16 protein-coding genes, 1 other RNA gene and 3 pseudogenes are annotated in these 21,066 nt (G+C 63.9%); 11 read left to right on the top strand and 9 right to left on the bottom strand.

Annotated elements, in window-relative coordinates:
• Nucleotides 1-381: 381 nt before the first annotated feature.
• The 6 genes and pseudogenes from Q0J54_RS02785 to Q0J54_RS02760 all read right to left on the bottom strand — a co-directional run bounded on the left by Q0J54_RS02785 (nt 382) and on the right by Q0J54_RS02760 (nt 6,966).
• Entirely contained in the window at nt 382-1,188 is an 807-nt protein-coding gene (locus Q0J54_RS02785) for an indole-3-glycerol-phosphate synthase (RefSeq protein ID WP_296303839.1), read from the bottom strand.
• Nucleotides 1,178-2,764 carry an anthranilate phosphoribosyltransferase gene (trpD, locus tag Q0J54_RS02780; RefSeq protein WP_296303836.1) on the bottom strand — a complete coding sequence of 529 codons (1,587 nt, stop codon included), beginning with the start codon at nt 2,762-2,764 and terminating at the stop codon, nt 1,178-1,180. The genes Q0J54_RS02785 and trpD overlap by 11 nt, the downstream gene beginning before the upstream one ends.
• Nucleotides 2,745-4,106, bottom strand: coding sequence for an anthranilate synthase component I family protein (locus tag Q0J54_RS02775; protein ID WP_296303840.1), 1,362 nt, complete (start codon nt 4,104-4,106; stop codon nt 2,745-2,747). The genes trpD and Q0J54_RS02775 overlap by 20 nt, the downstream gene beginning before the upstream one ends.
• Nucleotides 4,107-4,576: 470 nt before the next feature.
• Nucleotides 4,577-4,876: pseudogene (locus Q0J54_RS02770) on the bottom strand (flagellin); the annotation flags it as partial.
• Between the two features lie 741 nt (nt 4,877-5,617).
• Nucleotides 5,618-6,196 (bottom strand): annotated as a pseudogene (locus tag Q0J54_RS02765) (flagellin); the annotation flags it as partial.
• Between the two features lie 386 nt (nt 6,197-6,582).
• Entirely contained in the window at nt 6,583-6,966 is a 384-nt protein-coding gene (locus Q0J54_RS02760; protein ID WP_296303834.1) for a helix-turn-helix domain-containing protein, read from the bottom strand.
• A gap of 173 nt (nt 6,967-7,139) precedes the next feature.
• On the opposite strand from Q0J54_RS02760, the gene Q0J54_RS02755 reads away from it, so the two are divergent.
• Nucleotides 7,140-7,922, top strand: coding sequence for an MBL fold metallo-hydrolase (locus Q0J54_RS02755; protein ID WP_296303833.1), 783 nt, complete (start codon nt 7,140-7,142; stop codon nt 7,920-7,922).
• 99 nt (nt 7,923-8,021) lie between these two features.
• Here the strand turns inward: Q0J54_RS02755 and Q0J54_RS02750 are convergent, their stop codons facing one another.
• Together Q0J54_RS02750 and Q0J54_RS02745 are read right to left on the bottom strand one after the other, a co-directional pair.
• The gene (locus Q0J54_RS02750) at nt 8,022-10,208 is read right to left on the bottom strand and encodes a glutamine synthetase III (RefSeq protein ID WP_296303831.1); all 2,187 of its coding nucleotides are present in this window, start codon (nt 10,206-10,208) and stop codon (nt 8,022-8,024) included.
• Between the two features lie 262 nt (nt 10,209-10,470).
• Nucleotides 10,471-10,893, bottom strand: a complete 423-nt coding sequence (locus Q0J54_RS02745) for a peptidylprolyl isomerase (RefSeq protein WP_296303829.1) — start codon at nt 10,891-10,893, stop codon at nt 10,471-10,473.
• A 266-nt stretch (nt 10,894-11,159) separates the two neighbouring features.
• Here Q0J54_RS02745 and lysA point away from each other — a divergent pair, with 266 nt between their 5' ends.
• The 6 genes and pseudogenes from lysA to Q0J54_RS12195 all read left to right on the top strand — a co-directional run.
• Nucleotides 11,160-12,437 (top strand): diaminopimelate decarboxylase, encoded by a 1,278-nt coding sequence (gene lysA, locus Q0J54_RS02740; RefSeq protein ID WP_296303827.1) that lies wholly within the window; start codon nt 11,160-11,162, stop codon nt 12,435-12,437.
• A 542-nt stretch (nt 12,438-12,979) separates the two neighbouring features.
• Complete coding sequence (locus tag Q0J54_RS02735) at nt 12,980-14,398, top strand: MATE family efflux transporter (RefSeq protein ID WP_296303825.1); 1,419 nt, start codon at nt 12,980-12,982, stop codon at nt 14,396-14,398.
• Nucleotides 14,399-14,403: 5 nt separating this feature from the next.
• Nucleotides 14,404-15,285 (top strand): phosphatidylglycerol lysyltransferase domain-containing protein, encoded by an 882-nt coding sequence (locus Q0J54_RS02730; protein ID WP_296303824.1) that lies wholly within the window; start codon nt 14,404-14,406, stop codon nt 15,283-15,285.
• 14 nt (nt 15,286-15,299) lie between these two features.
• A complete protein-coding gene (locus Q0J54_RS02725; RefSeq protein WP_296303823.1) occupies nt 15,300-16,685 on the top strand; it encodes an NlpC/P60 family N-terminal domain-containing protein in 1,386 nt (461 codons plus the stop codon).
• A 536-nt stretch (nt 16,686-17,221) separates the two neighbouring features.
• Nucleotides 17,222-17,283: hammerhead ribozyme type II (locus Q0J54_RS02720), an RNA gene on the top strand.
• Between the two features lie 204 nt (nt 17,284-17,487).
• Nucleotides 17,488-17,637: pseudogene (locus tag Q0J54_RS12195) on the top strand (hypothetical protein); the annotation flags it as partial.
• Here Q0J54_RS12195 and Q0J54_RS02715 read toward each other — a convergent pair.
• A complete protein-coding gene (locus Q0J54_RS02715) occupies nt 17,569-17,826 on the bottom strand; it encodes a hypothetical protein (protein ID WP_296303822.1) in 258 nt (85 codons plus the stop codon). The pseudogene Q0J54_RS12195 and the gene Q0J54_RS02715 sit on opposite strands and share 69 nt — an antisense overlap.
• Before the next feature lie 384 nt (nt 17,827-18,210).
• On the opposite strand from Q0J54_RS02715, the gene Q0J54_RS02710 reads away from it, so the two are divergent.
• From Q0J54_RS02710 to Q0J54_RS02695, 4 genes are read left to right on the top strand one after another with little or no spacing between them, the layout of a single operon-like run.
• A complete protein-coding gene (locus Q0J54_RS02710; protein ID WP_296303820.1) occupies nt 18,211-18,663 on the top strand; it encodes a hypothetical protein in 453 nt (150 codons plus the stop codon).
• Nucleotides 18,663-19,469 carry a conjugal transfer protein TraL gene (locus Q0J54_RS02705; protein WP_296303819.1) on the top strand — a complete coding sequence of 269 codons (807 nt, stop codon included), beginning with the start codon at nt 18,663-18,665 and terminating at the stop codon, nt 19,467-19,469. Before Q0J54_RS02710 ends, Q0J54_RS02705 begins: the two co-directional genes overlap by 1 nt.
• Complete coding sequence (locus Q0J54_RS02700) at nt 19,432-19,707, top strand: hypothetical protein (protein ID WP_296303818.1); 276 nt, start codon at nt 19,432-19,434, stop codon at nt 19,705-19,707. The genes Q0J54_RS02705 and Q0J54_RS02700 overlap by 38 nt, the downstream gene beginning before the upstream one ends.
• Nucleotides 19,704-21,065 (top strand): TcpQ domain-containing protein, encoded by a 1,362-nt coding sequence (locus Q0J54_RS02695; RefSeq protein ID WP_296303817.1) that lies wholly within the window; start codon nt 19,704-19,706, stop codon nt 21,063-21,065. The genes Q0J54_RS02700 and Q0J54_RS02695 overlap by 4 nt, the downstream gene beginning before the upstream one ends.
• Nucleotide 21,066: the final 1 nt, after the last annotated feature.

The raw sequence follows: 21,066 nt of genomic DNA, 5'->3' as shown, positions 1-21,066 counted from the left end.
CAAGCCCTCTGTTAACTTTCAATTTACAATCTGCCGGCCTTTGAAAAGGTCCCCCTCCCCCGCGCCCCCTCCCCCCGAAACTTTTCTTCTGGTCAGCTTCCCGCCGTCGTATCCCGCAGGCCGCCCCCTGCCTGCTCCGTCCCCGGCGGCATGGGGAGTACCCAGCTCATAATATCGCCGCCCCGCCCCAGTTCCTCCGTCCCCCGGCGGCATGGGGAGTACGCCGGGGGACGGGACAGGGAAGCGATCACTTACGGGAAACGATGTCCTTCACCCCTCCCGGTAAAGCGCGCCGGGGAGGGGTTGGGGGGGCGGGGGAAGGGGAACCCCGCCCGCGCGAGGCGGGGGGGTCCCCTTCCCCCGCAAAAAACATCCCCCGCATCACCTCCCGGCCAGCAGACAACGCAGGGCGGTACCGGGCTGGCCGTCCTTCATAAGGGCTGTGCCCACGAGGGCGGCGTCATAGCCGGCCTCGGCGGCGGCGCGGAGATGTTCCGGGGCGTCCATGCCGCTGGCGGCGATCCAGCATTCGCCGTCCTGGGGGGGGAAGCGGCGGGCGATATCGAGGCAGGCGGTGCGGTCCACGTGCAGGGTCGCCAGATCACGGGCGTTGACCTGGATGATGCGGGCCCCGCTGGCGCGGGCGAGGGACAGCTCGTCCGCGTCGAAGACTTCGACTACGGCCTGTATGCCGTGGGCCTCGGCCTGCTCGCGCAGTTGACGCAGCAGGGCCACGTCGGGCGTCAGGCCCACGATGAGCAACAGGGCCGCCGCCGGTGTGGCGGCCGTGGCCGTTATCTGGAGCGGATCGAAGAGGAAGTCCTTACGTAGCAGGGGCACGGGACAACCGGCGTCCCTGAGGGCGGTGCGGGCTTCGGCGAGGTAGTCCAGCCGCCCCTGGAAGAAGCGCTCTTCCGTGAGGACGGAGAGGGCTCCGGCTCCGGCCTGCGCGTACTGCCGGGCGACCTCGGCGGCCGTCAGGTCGCGGCAGATGACGCCGCGGGAGGGCGAGGCCCGCTTGTATTCGGCAATGACGGCCAGCGGGGCCTGACCGGAGGGACGGCGCAGGGCTGCGAGGAAGTTGTCGCGCGGCCCGGTGAAGGGGGCGGGCAGCCCCCCTTCCCGTTCCTGACGGCGCAGGGCAGCCACTTCGCTTGCCTTGGCCCAGAGGAAGCGCTCAAGCCGCATGGAGCACTCTCCTTCCCAGGCCGGATTCCACGGCTTCGCGGGCGCGGGCCATACAGAGCTCCAGCGTGGGCGCGTCTTCGAGCAGATAGAGGGCCAGGCCCACATTGAGCGTCACCATGTCCCGCATGGCGCGGCTGCCGCGCCCGGCCAGCAGCTCGCGCAGCACGGCCACGGCTTCGTCCTTGCTGTTGACGGCCAGATCTTCCGGAGTGCATGGCTGGATGCCGAAGTCCGCGGGGTCAAGGGGCAGAGGCGAGATCTTGCCGTGTTGCAGCAGCAGCACGTCCGCCGGGCCTATGGGGGTCAGTTCGTCATAGCCGCCCGCGCCCCAGACCACGGCCGCCCGTTCCAGCGGCGACTGGGCCAGCGTCTCGGCCACGAGGCGCAGCAGCTCGGGACGGGCAACGCCCATGAGCAGATGGCTGGGGCGGGCGGGATTGATCATGGGGCCGAGGAGGTTGAACAGCGTGCGTACGCCCAACTCTTTGCGCAGCGGGCCGATATTCTTGAAGGCCGGATGGAAGTGCGGCGCGTAGAGGAAGGCGAAGTTGCGTTCCCGCACCATGTCGGCCACGGCGGCGGCATCGGTCTTGAGGTCGATGCCCAGGGCTTCCACCGCATCGGCGCTGCCGCAGGTGGAGGACACCGCCCGGTTGCCGTGTTTGACCACCTTGTGGCCCATACCGGCCAGCACCAGCGAGGTGGCGGTGGAGCAATTGAAGGAGTGGCGGCCGTCGCCGCCTGTCCCCACCACGTCGATGGCGCTCCCCACGCCGTCCACGCGCACGGCGCGGGCCAGCGCGGCGCGCGTGGCATGGGCCAGCTCCAGCGCGCATTCCCCCTTCATGCGCAGGGCCAGCAGGAAGGCTCCGGCCTGCGCGGCGGTGAGCTTGCCGTCCATAAGGGCCGCAAAGGCGGCGGCCGCCATGTCCGGGGTGAGGTCTTCGCGCCGGGCCAGACGCTCGAGGATGCGGTCCATGTGCAGGGCATTGGCCTCGGCGGGCAAGATAGCCTGGGGGAAGTTGCCCAGCAGGCGCAGCCCTTCCGGGGTCAGGATGGATTCGGGATGGAACTGCACGCCCACCCACGGCCGGTCATCATAGCGCAGGGCCATGACTTCGCCTTCCGGGGCGCGGGCCGTCACGGTGAAGGGGATGGAGACGGGGCCGTCATCGCGCACCACCAGCGAGTGGTAGCGCGCCACCCGCAGGGGATTGGGCAGGCCGTCGAAGAGACCGCTGCCGTCGTGCACGATCTCCGACTGTTTGCCGTGCATGATGCAGGGCCCCACCTCCACCCGCGCCCCGGCGTGCAGGCCGAGCAGCTGATGCCCGAGGCAGACGCCGAGTACCGGGATGTGCGTGGGCAGCAGCTCCAGGAAGCGCGGGCAGAGGCCGGCGTTCTCCGGCCGTCCCGGCCCGGGCGAAATGCAGACCTGCCGCAGCTCGGGGTCACGGGCCAGCTCGAGGATGCGCGGGTCGTCATTGGTCAGCACCAGCGGCTTCTGTCCCAGCGCATAAAAGGCCTGCACCAGATTGTAGGTAAAGGAATCGTAATTATCGATGAGCAGAAACATGGCATTTTTCCTCGTTACGCAGGGCAAGGCGCATGATGGCCGACTTGTTGCAGACTTCCTTCCATTCCAGTTCCGGGTCCGAATCGTGGACGATGCCGCCCCCGGCCTGCCAGCACAGTTCGCCGTCCCTGAGCCACATGCTGCGGATGGTGATGCCGGTGTCCAGATGCACGGCATCCTTGTCCAGCCCCAGCCAGCCGATGCAGCCCGCGTAGGGGCCGCGTCCCCGTCCTTCCATCTCACGGATGATCTGCATGGCCCGCACCTTGGGCGCGCCGCTCACCGTACCCGCCGGGAAGGTGGCCGCCAGCACGTCCAGCGCATCCTTGCCCTCGTCCAGATGGGCCGTGACGCGGCTGGTCAGATGCATGACGTGGGAGAATCGCTCCACTTCCATGCGGCGCTCCAGGGTGACGCTGCCGGGCCGGGCCACGCGCCCCAGATCGTTACGGCCCAGATCCACCAGCATGACGTGTTCGGCGCGCTCCTTGGGATCGTCCCGCAATTCCTGGGCCAGACGGGCATCTTCCGCATCGTCGTGGCCACGCCGCCGCGTGCCGGCAATGGGCGACAGCTGCAATTTGCCGCGCGTGCAGCGCACCATGACTTCCGGGGAAGAGCCGAAAAGCGTCATGTCCCCGATCTTCATATAGAACATGTAGGGGGAGGCGTTGTAGCGGCGCATGCGGCGGTAGAGCGTGAAGGCATCCCCCGAAAACGGAGTGGAAAAGCGCACCGACGGCACGACCTGTATGGCCTCGCCCGCGTGCAGCATGGCACGGATGCGCTCCACCACGGCCTTGTAGCCCGCTTCATCCGGGCTGGCGGTCACTTCGCCCGCATCCGACGATGCCTCGTCGGCCGTCTGCCGGCCGCTGTGCACCTCCCGGTGTTCGCCGAGGCTGATCTGGCACAGCCGGTTGTACAGATGGTCAAAGAGGAGCACCGTGCCCGGCAGCACCAGCATGGCCTCGGCTTCGGCCTCCGGCATGACCCCGGCCAGCGTGGGGTGGAACAGTCTGGCCATGCCGAAGCCCAGCCAGCCGTACAGCGCCCGCGTGATGGGGGGCACGTCCATGCCCTCGGGGGCCGTTATCCGCACATGCCGCATGAGGGCGCGCAAGCCTTCCACATACGGCTGGCCGTCATGCACGGCCAGCGGGGCAAGGCGCTCGTCCCGGATGTCCACGGCAAGATGCCCTTCCCGGCAGGTCAGCACAAGGGCCATGTCGCAGGCCAGCACGCTGTAACGCCCCCAGCGGCCGTCCACCTCGGCGCTTTCCAGCAGGATGCCGTCGCCGTGGCCCGCCATGCCCAGAAAAAGGCTGATGGGCGTATCCATATCCGCCGGGAGCCAGCGCGCCTGCTGCCGCAGGACGCATGGCGGCTGCGCCGTCGGTTCCGCTGCTTTTTCCGCGTGTGAGGTGCTGATGGGTTCGTGCATGTTCTGTCCTCGTGTTGTCCGGGTTTCGGCGCGGCGGGTCTCCAGAGTTTTCTTCAGCGGCAAAACGCTCTGGCGGAGAAAGGCCGGGCCATGAAACAAAAAAAGACGCCGTCCCGGGGGACGGCGTCTTATCAGCCAGTGGCAAAACAGATAACGCTATGCGGCGGGCAAGGCCCGCACGTCCCCCCTGCATACGTCAGAACGCCACCACCACGCGGCAAAGCTGAACTGAGTGCGGAAGGAAAGGGACATAGTTTTTACCTGTTGTCGTTATTTTTTGGGAGGATAGGCCGAAGGCCCGGCATTGTCAAGCGTGAGCCGATGAGAGACGTTCTTTCGCCAGCGGACAGCGGTCGTCCGGCGGCGGGCTACCCCTGCAACAATTGCAGCAACATGTGCGGAAAGGCGTTGGCCTGTGCCAGCATGGACGTGGCCGACTGGGTCAGCACCTGATTGCGGACGAAGGTCGTCATCTCCGTCGCCACGTCCACGTCGGAGATGCGGGACTCGGCGGCCTGCAAACTCTCGGCCTGCACATTGAGATTGGTCACCGTATTTTCCAGACGGTTCTGCGTCGCGCCAAGATGGGCCCGGATCTCATCCTTGCGGACGATGGCATTGTCCAGACGGCTCAAGGCCTGCTGGGCGAGCTCTTGCGTCTTGATGGAAATGATGTCGCCACCAACAGCCATCTCCCCACCAGGAGTGGCGGGCTGTCCCCCACCGCCATCGCGTGTATAGTACTTGAACTCAGCACCCGCTATGCCGGGCAGCCAGATGACGAGATCCTCCGTCACGACATCGATGGTCAAAATCTCATAGCTTGGGAAGGGCGTAAAGGCAGGCGTATAATCTCTTGAAAAACCTATATTCATACCGTTATACGAAGTAAACGACAGCGTTTCTCCATTATCATACACCACGGGGCCGGTATTCACATACGTAGCATCATACTCATCTATAGTGAATCCTATTTTATCGCAAACTTTTTCCAGCCTGACATCCTGACCAGCCATAAATCTATAATATTCAGGGATGGGAAACGTCCCAGCCAGATGTTTTCCATCTCTGGTAAAAAGCTGGATATCGTTGTCGGCTGTAGTCGCATATGCTGCGCCGATTTGATTGAATACAAAATTTTTTGTGCCGGCAGGAATCAACAGCAGAGCATTTTCATATCCCTGACCATTTGCACATCCGACATACCATTTTCCTTCTTTCGCTTTGAAAATGGAAGTCGGCATCGTTCCGACTTCCAAGCGTTCTTCCTGGAAATCTGCAAAGTCGTTGAGTTCGCTGAAATCAGGACCAAAACCAATATCTGCATATTTGTGTTCCCCTGTCAGCTGTTGCAGGGGAGCCACCGCTGCATCCGCATTACGTGCAACAGGCTCGGCTGCGCCTTCCCGTAGCCCCAGCCCTGCCAGCGTGCAATTGCCGATCTCCACATAGTAATAGTCCTCCGCGCTGTCGTTGGCCGTGCCGAAATGCACCTTGAGCGCGCCCGTTGAGGACAGGCCGTCCTTGCTGCCTGCGCCGGATCCGTCATGCCGGCCGGAAAGGGAGCCGTCCAGCAGTTTCACGCCGTTGAATTCCGTGGCCTTGGCAATACGGTCTATCTCCGAGGCCATTTGCTGGAATTCGCTGTCGATCATGAGACGCTGCGTGGAGTCATACGTGCCGGTGGCCGCCTGCTCGGCCAGCTCCTTCATGCGGATGAGCTTCTCGTCGATGATCTGCAAGGCCCCGTCCGCCGTCTGGATCATGGAGATGGCGTCATTGGCGTTGCGTACGCCCTGCCCCAGCGCCTTGATATCCGCCCGCATGAGCTCGCGAATGGCCAGCCCGGCCGCATCGTCCGCCGCCCGCTCCACACGCAGCCCAGTAGAGAGACGACGCACGGAATCGGCCAGCGAGTCGTAATGCGCCGACAGCTGACGGGACACGTCCCAGGCCATGAGATTGTGATTGACGGACAAAGGGCTCATGCGGCAGCCCTCCCCTGTTCGTGTGCGATGATGCACGCCAGCGGGAAGGACGGCGCATGCCGGCAAAAGACGCTAGCATGACGGCGCGACGGTAGCCCTGTGGTGGTGTTTATATCAGCAAGAGAGAGAGAGAGAGAGAGAGAGAGAGAGAGAGAGAGACGTGGGGAAACTTTGACATCGCTGACGACTCCATGCACAGAATTTTTTTTTTGTAAAAATATTCCCCTGTTTCGTCAAGCTACTTGCTCGGCCGGAATAGGCGCATAGCCCATTTCGCGGCTGATCACACGCATGCTTTCCCCGTTAGAGCAATTCCACAGTGAAAATGTGGAGTGTGAGGGCAGCGCCAGCAGGGAGATTAGACACGATTTCCCTGCGAATCCGCTCTAGGACATATGACCGCACCGTCCTTGCCGCGCCAGATAGGCCGCTCCCCAGGATTGCATGGCTTCCAGCACGGGGTGAAGGCTCTTTCCAAGATCGGTAAGGGCGTATTCCACCTTCGGGGGCACGACGGGGTAAACCGTGCGGCTGATCAGGCCGTCGGCCTCCAGCTCGCGCAGCTGCTGGGTGAGCATCTTGGGCGTGGCGCAGGGGACCGCCCGCCGCAATGCGGAAAATCGGCGTGCCCCGTCCATGAGATTCCAGAGGATCAGCCCCTTGTACTTGCCGCCGATGAGCTGGAGCGTGGCCGCCACCGGGCAATGCGTTTCCAGTGCCGGCACGGCTGGCCGCTCATCTTGCCCGGCATCGTCGTCCTGTCGTCTCATCACAGTATCCTCCGGGGTACTGGCTATGGAAAAAGTGCCTTCTTGCCATCTGTCCCGCCCATGCTACCATGAAGGGAACGGCCTCCGCCACCCCCGCCGTGCGGGCGGGCGACGTCCTCACGCCGCCCTTGCGCGTGCGCGGATGCCGCAACGTCCTTCAGCAGAGGTGCTTCATGCAGTTCCAGCAGATCCGCGGCGCAACGAGCATCGTCACTTTCGGCGGCTCGCGCTTCCTTGTCGATCCCTTTTTCGCCCCGCGCGGCTCCTGTCCGCCCGTCCCTTCTCCCTACAACGATCTGGCCAATCCGCTGGTGGAGCTGCCGCTCCCCGTGGAAGCCATCATTGCCGTGGATGCGGTCATCGTCACCCACATGCATCATTTCGATCATTTCGACGCCCACGCGTCGCAGGCCCTGCCCAGGACGATGCCGGTCTTCGTGCAGTCCGAAAAGGAGGCCGGCGACATGCGGGCGCTTGGCTTTTGCCACGTCACGACGCTTGCCGCGGAGGGCGTCCGCTTCGGAGAGGTGGAGCTGTACAGGACGGAGGCCCTGCACGGCGACGGCGTGACCGCCGCCTACTATTACCGGAAATTCGCTCTGCCTGCCGAGGCCTGCGGTTTCGTGCTGCGCGCCCCGGATGAGAAGGTCTTTTACGCCGCGGGCGACACGCTCTGGTTTGGCGGCGTGCAACGCGCCATCACGACCCACGGGCCGCAGGTCATCGCGCTCAATGCGGCCAATGCCCAGATGTACGACGGAACCCCCATCCTCATGGGCGTCGACGGCGTGCGGGAAGTGGCGCAGGCCGCGCCCGACGCCACGCTCATCGCCACGCATATGGACGCGGTCAACCACGCCTGCCTCGACCGCGCCGGCCTGCGGGCCTTCGCCGCGGCCGAAGGGCTGGAGCGACGTCTCCTCATTCCGGCGGACGGGGAGATCCTCTGCCTGTGACGAAAACGGGCCGATACCTTCGCGGTACCGGCCCGTCTTTGCATGCGGGAAAGAGGAGACGCCTCCGGCGGTCCGAGCGGCGGCTTTCGCCGCTTCCGTCTACTTGCCGAAAAGGATCTCCTGATAACTGGGCAGATCCCAGAGATCATCGGCCACGCGGGTCTCCAGCAGGTCGGCGTAGCGGCGCACCTCGCCCATGAGAGGCAGCACCTCTTCGCAGTAGAGGCGGGCGCGGGTCAGCAGGTCGCTCTGTCCGTCCACGCCGCCCAGCGCGGTCTCCAGCCGCACCACGGCATCCTGCATGCCGCGGAGCTGCTCGGTCACGTCGCGCAGCATGTCCACGCGGATGTCCATGCCCACGGCCTTCATGCGGGCGGCCGTCTCGGCCAGCTCGCCCTGATAGCGCATGCCCGCCGGGAAGATGATGGTACGGGCCATGCGGATGACGAGGGTCGCCTCGGTGCGGAGGGTCTTGCAATACTGTTCCAGATAGATGTCGTGCCGGGCCTTGAGCTCGGCGCGGTTGAGGATGCCGTTGCCCTCATAGAGAGCCACCACTTCCGGGCGGATGAGTTCCGGCAGGGCTTCGGGCGTATTGCGCAGATTGGGCAGACCGCGCCGCGCGGCCTCCTTGTGCCAGATCTCCGAGTAGCCGTCGCCGTTGAAGATGATGGCGCTGTGCTCCTCGATGACGTGCTCCACATAGGACTGGATGGCGGCGTTGACGTCCTTGCCGGCGCTGATCTCCTTTTCCAGATAGTCGGCGGCATGGTTGAGGGAATCGCTCATCATGGCATTGAGCGCCGTGATGGAGCCGGCGGCGGACTGGCTGGAGCCCAGCGCGCGGAATTCGAAGCGGTTACCCGTGAAGGCCACCGGGCTCGTGCGGTTGCGGTCGCCGGGATCGGTGGGCAGGGGCGGCAGGGTGTCCACGCCCACGTTCATCATGCGGGCGGGCTTGCCGTTGGCGGCGTTCTCCACCCGGCCGGCGCGGAAGGCTTCAAAGACCTCCGTCAGCTGATCGCCCAGGAAGATGGACATAATGGCCGGCGGGGCCTCATGCGCGCCCAGGCGATGGTCGTTGCTGGCGCTGGCCACCGTGGCCCGCAGCAGGCCGCCGTACTTGTGGACGGCGCGGATCATGGCCGAGCAGAAGACAAGGAACTTGGCGTTGGCATGCGGGGTCGCGCCGGGATCGAAAAGGCTGCCCAGCTCGCGGTTGCCGATGGAGTAGTTCACATGCTTGCCCGAGCCGTTGACCCCGTGGAAGGGCTTCTCATGCAGCAGGCACTTGAGGCCGTAGCGCTTGGCCACGTTGCGCAGGGTGGACATGATGATATGGTTGTGGTCCACCGCCAGATTGCTCACCTCGTAAAGGGGCGCGATCTCGTACTGGCTGGGCGCGGCCTCATTGTGCCGGGTGCGTACGGGCACGCCGAGCTTGTAGAGCTCGTACTCCACTTCCATCATGTAGGAAAGCACGCGCTGCGGGATGACGCCGAAATACTGATCGCTGAATTCCTGCCCCTTGGCCGGACGCGCGCCGAAGAGCGAGCGCCCCGCCACCTGCAGATCGGGACGGGCAAAATTGTAGTTGTGGTCGATGCAGAAGTATTCCTGCTCCAGCCCGGCAAAGGAGACGATGGGCAGTTCCGGTTCAATGCCGAAGATCTTGAGCACGCGCCGGGCCGCCCGGTTGAGCGCCTGACCGGAGCGCAGCAGCGGGGTCTTCTTGTCCAGCGCGACGCCCGTCCACGAGAGAAACATGGTCGGGATGCAGAGGAAGGTCCCGTTGGGGTTCTCCATGATGTAGGCGGGGCTCGTCACGTCCCAGGCGGTATAGCCGCGCGCCTCGAAGGTGGAGCGCAGTCCGCCGGACGGGAAGGAGGAGGCGTCCGGCTCGCCGCGGATGAGCATATTGCCGGAAAATTCGGCGATGACGCCGCCGTAACCGTCGGGCATGAGGAAGCTGTCGTGCTTCTCCGCCGTCTGGCCGGTGAGGGGATAGAAAATGTGGGCAAAATGCGTGGCGCCCTTTTCGATGGCCCAGTCCTTCATAACCGCGGCCACGGTGTCGGCGATGGAGGGGTCCATGCGCTCGCCGAGCGTAATGGCCTTGTGCAGGGACTTGTACACGTCCTTGGGCAGACGGGCGCGCATGGCCTTGTCGTCAAAGACGTTGCAGCCGTAGAAATCCACGGGGCGGTTTCTGGCGTAGTCGATATTGGCCTCGTCCTTGTAGGACGTGATGGCCTGGATGGCGTTCTGTCGTGCGGAGTTGCTCATATATCCTCCCTGTCGGGGCCTGCGCGCGGGAGCGTTGAGGACCTGTTGACGCTCTGCACAGCTTTTTTGGGGGAGGAAGGGAAACCCCTCCGCCGGCGAGGGAGGGTTTTCCCTTCCTCCCACGCCCCCCATCCCTTCCCCAGCGCGCTTTTACCTGGGGAACTGCGGGGCATGCGGCTGGCGAGCATCAACGGACATAAGCTCATGCGCAGATCATATGCTTTACCTGTTTGGAGTGCTCTTTGCTCATGCGTCAACAGGTCTAGGCCACGCTGACGATCTCGATCTCAAAGGTCAGTTCCTTGCCCGCCAGCGGATGATTGGCGTCCAGGGTGACTTCCGTCTCCGTCACCTCGCTGATGACCACATCCATCTGGCCCTGCTCGCTGGAGAGCTGGAGGGGCGTGCCCACCTTCAGCGGGATATTGTCCGGCATCTGGGCGCGGTCCACGGTGAACACGAGGTCCGGGTCCGCCTCGCCGTAGGCGTCGGCCGGCGCGATGGTGACCGTGACGGTGCCGCCGGCTTCGCGTCCCTGTACGGCCTGCTCGAAGCCGGGGATGATCATGCCGCCGCCCAGCACGAATTCAAGGGGCTCGCGCCCGCGTGAGGAGTCAAAGACCGTTCCGTCGGCCAGCGTGCCCGTATAGTGCACACGCACGGTGTCGCCAGTTGTGATGGGCATAGAAATTTTTTCTCCCGATGCCTTGTAAGTTGCGGAAAAACAGGGGCTGCCGCCACGGTTCGCCGCCTGCGGCCTGACGTTCCCTGACCCGTCACCAAAGCATGATTGCCCCTGCCTGTCAATCGTCCCGCCGCCCGCGCCGCCTGCCGCGGCGTACGTTATTGCGAGCCATTCTTGCTTGACAAGCCTCCCCCGCCGGACGCATATTTTTTTGCTTTTGAAATTCAGGACGCCGCAGGCGTCCGCAGCCGCCATCGAGGTATGCCATGTCCGACATCCGTTCCCGCTACAGCGACGAGATCTCCTTCTTCGGCGACAACACGCCGGCCCAGCTGCTGGAAAAATGGGGCTCCCCCCTCTATGTCTACAATGAAAACATGCTGCGCCGCCGCTGCCGCGAACTGATGGCCCTGTCCGCCCATGCCGGCTTCGGGGTCAACTATTCGGTCAAGGCCAACGCCAACCCCGTGCTGCTGCGCATCATCCGCGAGGAAGGCCTCGTGGTGGACGCCATGAGCCCCGGCGAGCTCTATCTGGACAAGCTGGCCGGCTTCACCCCGGATCAGATCCTCTACATCGCCAACAACATTTCCGCCGACGAGATGCGTCACGCGCTGGACCAGGGCGTGCTCGTCAGCGTGGATTCCCTCTCCCAGCTGGAGACCCTCGGCCGCCTCAACCGCGGCGGGCGCGTCATGGTGCGCTTCAATCCCGGCATCGGCGCCGGCCATCATCAGAAAGTGATCACCGCCGGCAAGGAGACCAAGTTCGGCGTCACCCCCGACCTGCTGGACGAGGTGCTGGCCATCCTCAAGCGCCACGACATGCGCCTGGCCGGCATCAACCATCACATCGGCTCCCTCTTCATGGAAGCCGACGGCTACATCGCGGCGGCCTCCGTGCTGCTGGAGCTGGCCGAACGCCTGCCCGCCGACGTGCTGCGCGGTCTGGAGATCATCGATTTCGGCGGCGGTTTCGGCATCCCCTACCATAAATATGAAGGACAGCCCCGCCTGGACATGGCCGATCTGGCCGAGAAGCTCCACGCCCTCATCAGCGGCTGGAGCGCCAAAACGGGATATGCCGGCCGTTTCCTCGTGGAGCCGGGCCGCTATGTGGCCGCCGAATGCGGCATGATCCTCACCGGCGTCAACAATGTGAAGTACAACGGCGAGACCTGCTATGTGGGCACGGACGTGGGCTTCAACGTGCTGGCCCGCCCGGCCATGTACGACTCCTTCCACGATCTGGAGATCTACGCCGGCCCCGCCGGCACGGCCGACCGCGCCGAAAAGGAACAGACCATCGTGGGCAACATCTGCGAAAGCGGGGACATCCTCGCCAAAAAACGCCTGCTGCCCGCCCTGCACGAGGGGGACATCCTCGGCATCCTTGACGCCGGGGCCTACGGCTTCTCCATGTCCTCCTCCTATACCCAGCGCTGCCGCTGCGCCGAGGTGCTCATCGACGCCGAAGGCAAGGCCCGCCTCATCCGCCGCCGCGAAACGCCGGAGGACCTCGCCCGCTGCTATGCTGTGGACTAGGTGCTGATGCCATTCGCTGTTTGTCTGGGGGGAGGGGAACCCCCTCCCCTCGCGCGAGAGGGGGTAGCTCTGCTGTCGATGCCCGTAAGGCTCCTGCGTCGCCTGACGGGCACGGCCCTGCGGGCCGCCTTGCGGTCGCTCCCCCCAGGCCCCCCACCCTTCCCCCAGCGCGCTTTTACAAGGTGTTGTCTTTGAAAAAAGGCAACACGCAGGGCGACAGCAAATGCCGCCGGCCCAATGTGAGTGGGAACATCCGTTTTTTTCGCGGAGCGACAAGCCGTATGGTGCGAAACGTGAAGCGTTTCAAACGGAAAAGGCTTTATCGGGAAGATATGGTGGAGAGGGGCCACGCCTTCCGACAGCAGCCCCCGGCTTTCCTCTTTCCGCGGAACGTTTTTCACAACGGCGGCTCGTGCCGTCCGCCGTTCCGGGGAAGAAAAAAGGCCCTTCCCCTTTGCCGAAGCGTGCCTATCTTTGAATCGGCCGGGGAAGTCCCGCCACGGGGAGTCCCCCGTCTCGAACGTCAACCTACGTCCATCGCCATGTCACGTCCCGACCTCAGCACTTCCCCCCGCGCCATCTGGCAGCTGGCCTGGCCACAGATGCTTATGATGTACCTGGTCTTCATCATGGGCCTCATCACGGTCTGGGTGGCCGGGCAGATCAGCGCGGACGTACAGGCGGCCCTGGGCATGGTGACGCAATGCACCATGCTGCTCATGGTCATCGTCATGGCCATGAGCAGCGGCGCACTGGCCGCCGTCAGCCAGTCGCTGGGCGCACAACGGCTGGACCGGGCCCAGCGGTACGTCAGCATCACCGTGCTGGGCAGCTTCGGCCTCGGCTTCATCATGGCCGCGGCGGGCTGGCTGCTGGCCGACCCCATCCTGCTCCTGCTGCGCGTTCCGGAACGCATTCTCCCGCTGGCCCGGGACTTCTGGAATGTGGTCATGCTCACCCTGCCCGCCCAGTACGTCTACGCGGCTACGGGCGTCATGTTCCGCGCCACGCGGCAGGTCATCCCGCCGCTCTGGGTGGCGGCCCTGCTCTGCGCGCTGACGCTGACGGGCTGCCTGGGCTTCGGGCTGGGCTGGTTCGGTCTGCCGGCATACGGGGCGCACGGCATCCTCTGGACGAACTTCGCCGCCCAGCTGACAGGCGCGCTCTGCAACTGTCTGCTGTTGCGCCGCTCCGACTATCTCCACCGGCATGCCGTGCCGGACCGCCGCTGGCTGCGGGTGGGCCTGCCCTACCTGCTGCGGGTGGCCCTGCCCGCCGGGGCGGCACAGATCGTCTGGCAATCCGGCTATCTCATGCTCTTCGTGCTGGTGGCCTCGGTTCCCCTGGAGAGCATCGCCGCCCTGGCCGGCCTCACGGCCGGGCTGCGGGTGGAGGCCATCCTCTTCATGCCGGGCATGGCCTTCAACATGACCGCCGGGGTGCTGGTAGGCAACTGCCTCGGCGCGGGCGACCCGCAACGGGCCAGACGCATCGCCTGCAACCTCACGGCCATCGCGGCCGCGGCCATGAGCCTTGTGGCCCTCTGCCTCTGGCCCTTCCGGCAGGACATCGCCGCCCTTATGACGCAGGATACGGCCACCCAGGCCCAGATCGTCGCTTATCTGGAATTCAATCTGCTCTCCACGCCCTTTTCCATTGCCAGCACGGTCATGGGCGGCGTTATGAACGGCGCCGGGGCCACCCGCTACAATCTTATGATCTTCGGCGGCGGCCTCTGGCTCGTCCGTCTGCCGCTGGGCTGGCTGCTGGGGCATCAGCTCTGGGGCACGGCCTCCGGCATCTTTGCCGCCATGCTGATCTCGCAGATCGTGCAGGCCCTCTGCATGCTTCATGTGGTCCTGCACCGCAACTGGACACGCTTTGCCATGCACGCCCACAAATTCCCCACCGGGGCAGCCCACCCCGCCGCTCCCGCTGAACCAGCCGAAACAAAAGGATAAGCCGTATGAAGGATGCCGCCTATCGCCCCATACATCTCGACCAGCGGACGGACTACGCCGCTCTCTGGCGTCTGACGCCCTGTCGCTCCCTGGACTACAGCCTTGCCAACCTCTGGGGCTGGCAGGATCATTACGGTCTGGAGTGGTGCTTTGCCCACGATCTGTGCTGGATCCGCCAGACACGCCCCGCCCTCCAGTACTGGGCCCCCGTGGGCGACTGGGCCGCGGCGGACTGGGCCGCCCTGCTGCCCGGCCTGAAAGACGCCCCCATCATCCGCGTGCCGGACATGCTGGCCGCCCGCTGGAAGGAATGCCTGCCCGAACAGATGGACGTCATCGAGGATCGCGGCCAGTGGGAATATCTCTATGACCGCGACGCTCTGGCGACCCTGCCCGGCAACCGCTATCACAAAAAAAAGAATCATGTGAACAGCTTCATCAAGGCCTACGGCGAACCGGACTACCGGCCGCTGAACGACGAGATGGTGGAGGATGTGCTCGGCCTGCAGGATGACTGGTGTCAGTGGCACGAATGCGAAAACTCCCCCTCCCTGCGCGCCGAGAATGAAGCCATCAACCGCGTGCTCTCCCACTGGGATCTCTTCGACGGCCTGCAGGGAGGATCCCTCTATGTGGACGGACGCATGGTGGCCTTCAGCGTGGGAGAAAAGCTGGACGACACGACCCTGGGCGTCCACTTTGAAAAGGGGCTCAGCGGCTTTCGCGGCGTCTACCAGACCATCAACTGCTGCTTTGCCCGCCATGCGGGCGAGGGCTTCCGCTTCCTCAATCGTGCGCAGGACCTCGACGAAGAGGGCCTGCGTCAGGCAAAGATGACCTATCTCCCCGCGGATTTCGTCCGCAAGAGCCGCATACGCATCCAGTAGGAGGAGACGACGTCATGGCCCTGCCCCCCAGCTTTCGATCCGGCGCGCGTTGCTGTCTCACGCTCGCCCTGCTGCTCATCCTGGCCCTGCTGGCGGCCTGCGCCGCCAAACCCGTGCCCACGCGCGAAGGCGAAAGCCCGGCATGGATGGGCACTGTCCGCGATCTGCGCGCCATCCCCCAGGATCTGATGCCCTTTGCCCGTCAGGCGGGCGGCAATACGCCCCTGCTCTCCGCCGCGGATCAGGCCGAACAGGACGCCCGCTTCAACCGCATCTTCTTCGGCCCCTGGCAAATGAAAAAAGCCACGGTCAAGCGCCGCAACGCCGCTGCCATCTTCCGCAAGGCCCGCGGCTACAAGCATGACGACGTCCGCTGGACGCAGGCCGAATGGGACGGCATCGCCCGCAATGCCCGCATGAGCACCTATCCCAATGCCAAAGCCAGGGCCATCACCATCCGCAATACCGATCTGCGCGAGATGCCCACGCACACGCCGCGTTTCAGCGAACCCACGCCGGATCAGCGTGCCAACCCCTTCGATTATTTCCAGTATTCCCTTTTGCCCGTGGGCACGCCGCTCTTCATCACCCACACGAGCCGCGACGGACAGTGGCATTACATCGAATGCCCCGTGGCCGCCGGCTGGGTGGACGCCTCGGACGTGGCGCTGGTGGACGACGCCTTCATCCGCCGCTACCAGACCGGCAGCTACGCCGCCATCGTGCGCGACAAGGTCATGCTGCCCGGCAGCCAGTGCGGACAGGTCAACATCGGCACCGTCCTGCCGCTGGCCGATACCCCGACAGGCCAGCCGGGCATGGTCAACCTGCTCGTGCCGGTCAAAAAAGGCAGCTACGCCGCCACCGTCACCACCACCGTGCCCATTGCCGACGCCGTGCGTAAGCCCCTGCCGCTTACCCCCGACGCCGTGGCCCAGATCGGCAACGTGATGATGGGCCAGCGCTACGGCTGGGGCGGCATGTTCGGCGACCGGGACTGCTCGGCCCTCACCCGCGAACTCTTCACCCCCTTCGGCATCTGGCTGGGACGCAACTCCACCGGCCAGGGCCGCTCCGGCCTCGTCCAGCCGCTGGAAGGCCTCAGCACCACGGAAAAGGAAAAGATCATCCTGCGCCAGGGCGTGCCCTTCCTGAGCCTGCTCTGGATGCGCGGCCATATCATGCTCTATGTGGGCGAATGGAAAGGACGCCCCGCCATCTTCCACAACGTCTGGGGCGTGCGCGTCATCAACGGCGATGACGACAACGACCGCTTCGTCATCGGCCGCGCCGTGGTGACCTCCATCACCCCCGGCGCCGAACTGCGCAACCTCTACCGCAAAACCACCTTCGCCGACCGCCTGCGCTGCCTGACAACCCTCCCCCCCGGCAAACGGTAGGTGGCTGGCGGCTGAGGGTAAGATTTTCCTTACGGGGGGCGGGGAACCCCCTCGCCTCGCGCGGGAGGGGGTTCCCCGCCCCCGTACCCCCCACCCCTCCCCCAGCGCGCCTTATCAGAAAGATGCCGCGACGGCGTGCCGTGCAGGCCTTGCCTTTTTCGCGCCGCCGGGGAACCATCGGCCAAGGGATGAGCGGGGATGACCGGACGGGCGTCATCCTCCCCGACAGAGTTTTTTGAAGGATGGATGGGGGCACGGGGGGAAGGAAGGGGACTTTTTTGCAGAAGTAATATCATGATTTAAAAGTCTTTAAAAAGGCAGTTATGACAGCGAGTTATGGCTTTGGCTATAACTCGCTATTTTTTTATTAGGTCAAAAAAGTCACCCACTAGGTGGGTATGAAATTCAACACACCGATTTTAAAAATGAAAAAAAATTTTTTGATAGGAATTTAAATTTGTTACGTCTTTTTTGTCAAAAGTTATACTTTTGTAACATGTTAAAATTGTTGGTCAAAAAAAACAACAAAAAAATTTTGGCGAAACGCCTGCGGGCGTCGTCGGGGTGTGGTGGCCCCGGCCTGATGAGCCAGCCGCTCAACAATGACTCAACTCGCGAGGATTTGCGTTTGAGAAAAACATAGGCCCAAGAAAAAAGGCTTTCGTGTTTGCACCACGAAAGCCCGATCTGCGGGAGCGATCCGCAAATTTTGTGGATTTACTCTAGCCGAAAGGCTTAGCGGCGTCAAGCTCCGCAGCTCTCTTTTACGCTTTTTTTTGTGGCCTGTCTGGAGCGATCGGACATGGAAACTTTCATCCCTCGTGGCCGTCTACACGGCCCGATCCTTCCCCGTTTTGTGTTGGAGAGGAAGATGTCAGCAGGATCACGAATTTTGTATGCGCTCCTGTGCGAATATGCAGGCGAGCATGACCGCTGCTGGCCAACGCAGAAGACGTTGGCCGAGCGGCTGAGCTGCGGCATCACGTCCATCAAGCAATACATTCGCGAGCTGATGCGAGAACGGCTGGTGGCCGTCTCGCGGCAGGAACGCGGATGCGTATATATCCTGCTTAATCCTCGGCAGGGCGGCGCGGGCAACTCCTGTTTCCGCGCCAAGGGAGAGTCCGTCGTCAGCCCTCATGTGGCGGACTCTCCCTCTTCCGCAAATTTTCGCAGCGCTGGCGACTCCTCGCGTCGCGCTCGGATACAGCCGGATTCCGGCTATGAGTCGGAATCCGGCCATGTCACACGGTCGGAATCCGGCTCCCGTCAAAATAGAAATAATATATATAATAAAAATATATATAACACTACCCCCCCTTTCCCCCCCTCAACTGCGGAAGACCGCAATTCTTCCTCCTGGGTCTCCCGACAAGCCTTTCCAGAGAACCGCCCCTCGCGGGGCGGGGGTGGGGGGATTTTTTCTCTTGCCAATGCCGCTTTCGAGACGCTCTATGCCGCCTATCCGCGCAAGGAGGCCAAGGAGCTTGCCCGTGCCGTCTGGCATCGTCTCTGGCGGCGCGGCGTGCTGCCCCCGCTGGAGGTGCTGCTCCAGACGCTTGCCCACTTCAGGGAAAGCAAGAGCTGGCAGCGCGAGCGCGGCCGCTTCGTGCCGCAGCTTGTGAACTGGCTCAAGGGCTGGCGCTGGCAGGACGAGATGCCCGCTCCGTCCAGCCAGTCGCCCGTGCCCGGAGCGGATCCGCGTCAGGAAGAGATCCGGCGGCGTTTTGAGGAAGAGGAGCGGCGGCGGGAGGCGAGCGCAAGCGCGGATGCGACGCTTCCCGCCCCGGCGCGGGAGGCGTTCGAGGGATTCCTTGCCCGCTTTGCCGGTGGGGAGAAATTTCGCGGCCCGGCCTTTGGCCTGTGGATCCAGTTGCTCCGAAGAGGGAACGCTCCCGGAGCCGCCGATGTCGGGGAACGGGGGGCGGATGTCCTGACCTTCCTGCGGCAGTGGAAACTTCAACCAGGGGGAGTCTGATGTCCAAAATCCACTTTGTCCTTCAGGGCAAGGGCGGCGTCGGCAAGTCGATGTGCGCTTTTTTCCTTGTCCAGTTTCTCCGACGGCATGACCGGGAAGTGGCGGCCTTTGACGCCGATCCCGTCAACGCCACGCTGTACGCCTTTGCCAGCTCGGCGGGCTATCCCGTCGAGCGGGTGGAGCTGCTGGACGAGGCGGACATGCTGGAGCCGCGGCGTTTCGATCTGCTCATCGATCGGCTGTCCCGGCTGCCGGAGCGGACGCACGCCGTGGTGGACAACGGCTCGTCATCCTTTCTGGCGGCGATGGGCTATCTGCGCGAAAGCGGTGTCTTCGACCTGCTCCGCGAGAACGGACACACGGTGTACGCGCATACCGTCATCACGGGCGGGCAGGCCGCGCGGGATACGCTGAACGGCCTTGAACTGCTGGAAAGAGTCTTTCCCGGAACGCCGGTGATCGTCTGGCGCAATCCGTTCTTCGGGGAAGTGCCATCCGCCAAAGCGCCGTGCATCGAGCTGCCTGAAGATAATCGCTCGATGACCTTCCGGGATGTGGAACTCGTCCTTGCGGAAAAGCTCTCCTTCGAGGACGCCATGCGTCAGGCGGAATCGCTCATGGTGAGTAAGCGCCTGAAGGAATTCTGGGACAAGCTCTGCGCGGCCATTGAAACCACGGACATTCTGCGGGAGGACGATCCGCCCAGCGGGGGCTATGTGCCCACGGACGGCAATGGGGAGGAATCTTCCGCCGGAGAAGGAGACCACAATGGCGGCGAACAGCATGAGGGTGGGGGCAATGGCTAAATGCGTTTGTCTGCTGAGAATTTCCGGCGACACCAAAACGGACACGGTGAATGGGAAGATTTCTTTCACTCCTCCTGTGGGGGATCCCGATGACGTGCCTGTCGCGTATGAAGTCGGCCTGAGACTCATGCATGTCCTCTCTTTGCTGCCGAATGAACCGTTTGCCCGCATGCTGGAAGGGCTGCTTTCCCTCTATCCCGTTCCCGATCTCACCGTGAAGCATACGAAAAGATCATGAAGAAACAGAAACATTTTTTGACCATAGCGCTCATGGGGCTTCTCCTGCCCGGCTGCATGGCGGCCAAGCAGGAAACAGCCTCTTTTGACGCGCTGAGCGAGCGGTACGTTTCGGATGCCGAAGCGCTGGCCGTGTCGGCGGCGCGGGAGATCAGCGACCGTCACACCTCCTACGTGCCGATCTCGGTTGATGCGGCTCCGGGCGCGTTCGGCACTGCGCTGGAGCGCGAGCTGCGCAACAACGGCATGACGCTGGTTGATTCGGGTGGCGTCCGTCTGAGCTACAAGCTGAACGTGACGCAACAGGACGGCAAGCCGCTGGGCTATGCGGAGATTTCCAGTTCCGACGGCAAGCTGCTCTGCTTCACGCGCAATCTGGGCGAGATGCGCTATACGGCGGCCCCTTCCAACGGCGGGCCATCCTCTTCGCTGGAATCGCGCCCCTTGCCCAATCCGGCGGTTTCCACGGCGGAAGCAGGCAGGCTGTCCAGCAGCCCAATCGTCGGCGGTGGAACGCCTGTCGAGCCTGAAAAGGCAGAAAGAGACGCGCCCAGGGAACCGGTCGCCGTTGCTGCGGCGGAAAACTCCGCCAAGACCGTGACTGTGACCAAACCGGGCACAGCGGCCGCCGTCGCGCGGCGGTATGGCGTCCCCGTCAGGGACTTCTGCCGCTGGAACAATGTCGGGGCGGGGGCCATGCTCATCGAGGGCTATCAGGTCTACCTGTCGGAGCCTCCCGCCGGGACGATTCCTGTGGCCGCCGAAAATCCCGTGCCCGCCGGTGTGGCCGTCGGTGTGGCCGCCGGGACGCCGGAAGCCACGCTTCCCGCGCCCGTGCCCGCATCCACGACGCTGCCGGCGCACACATCCGCGAAGTTGAGTCTGCCCTCGGCGGCTCCCCAAAAGGCGGAAACCATTTCCTATACGCCGGTCGCCGCGCCTGTGACGCCTCCGGCTCCGCTCGCGCCCGTGGCCGAGAGCCGGGAGAGCGTGTCTCCCGTGTCTTCTCCTGCGCCCGCAAGCACGCCTTCAGGAGGCACAGCAGCCGCCGTTCCGGCGTCTCTGTCCGCCGATGCGGAAATCGTCCCAATCAGTAATCCCGTCGGCATGGGCGTGCGCTCCTGGGAGATCGTCAAGGGCGAAATGCTTAAAGCACAACTTGAAAGATGGGCGACGGATGCCGGGTACACCCTCATCTGGTCGGCGCACAATGACTACGAGATGCAAAGCAATTCCACGTTCAACGGCCCCTTCAAGGATGCCGTGAAGGCGTTCTTCGGGGCGCTCCAGAGCAATGGCCATGCCCTGCGTGTGACCATCTTCGAGGGCAACAACGTCATGGAAGTGTCGGAGCATTAGG

This window comes from uncultured Desulfovibrio sp., from assembly GCF_944324935.1.
Taxonomy (GTDB): Bacteria; Desulfobacterota; Desulfovibrionia; order Desulfovibrionales; family Desulfovibrionaceae; genus Desulfovibrio.
This window is presented reverse-complemented; position numbering and strand designations above follow the sequence as displayed.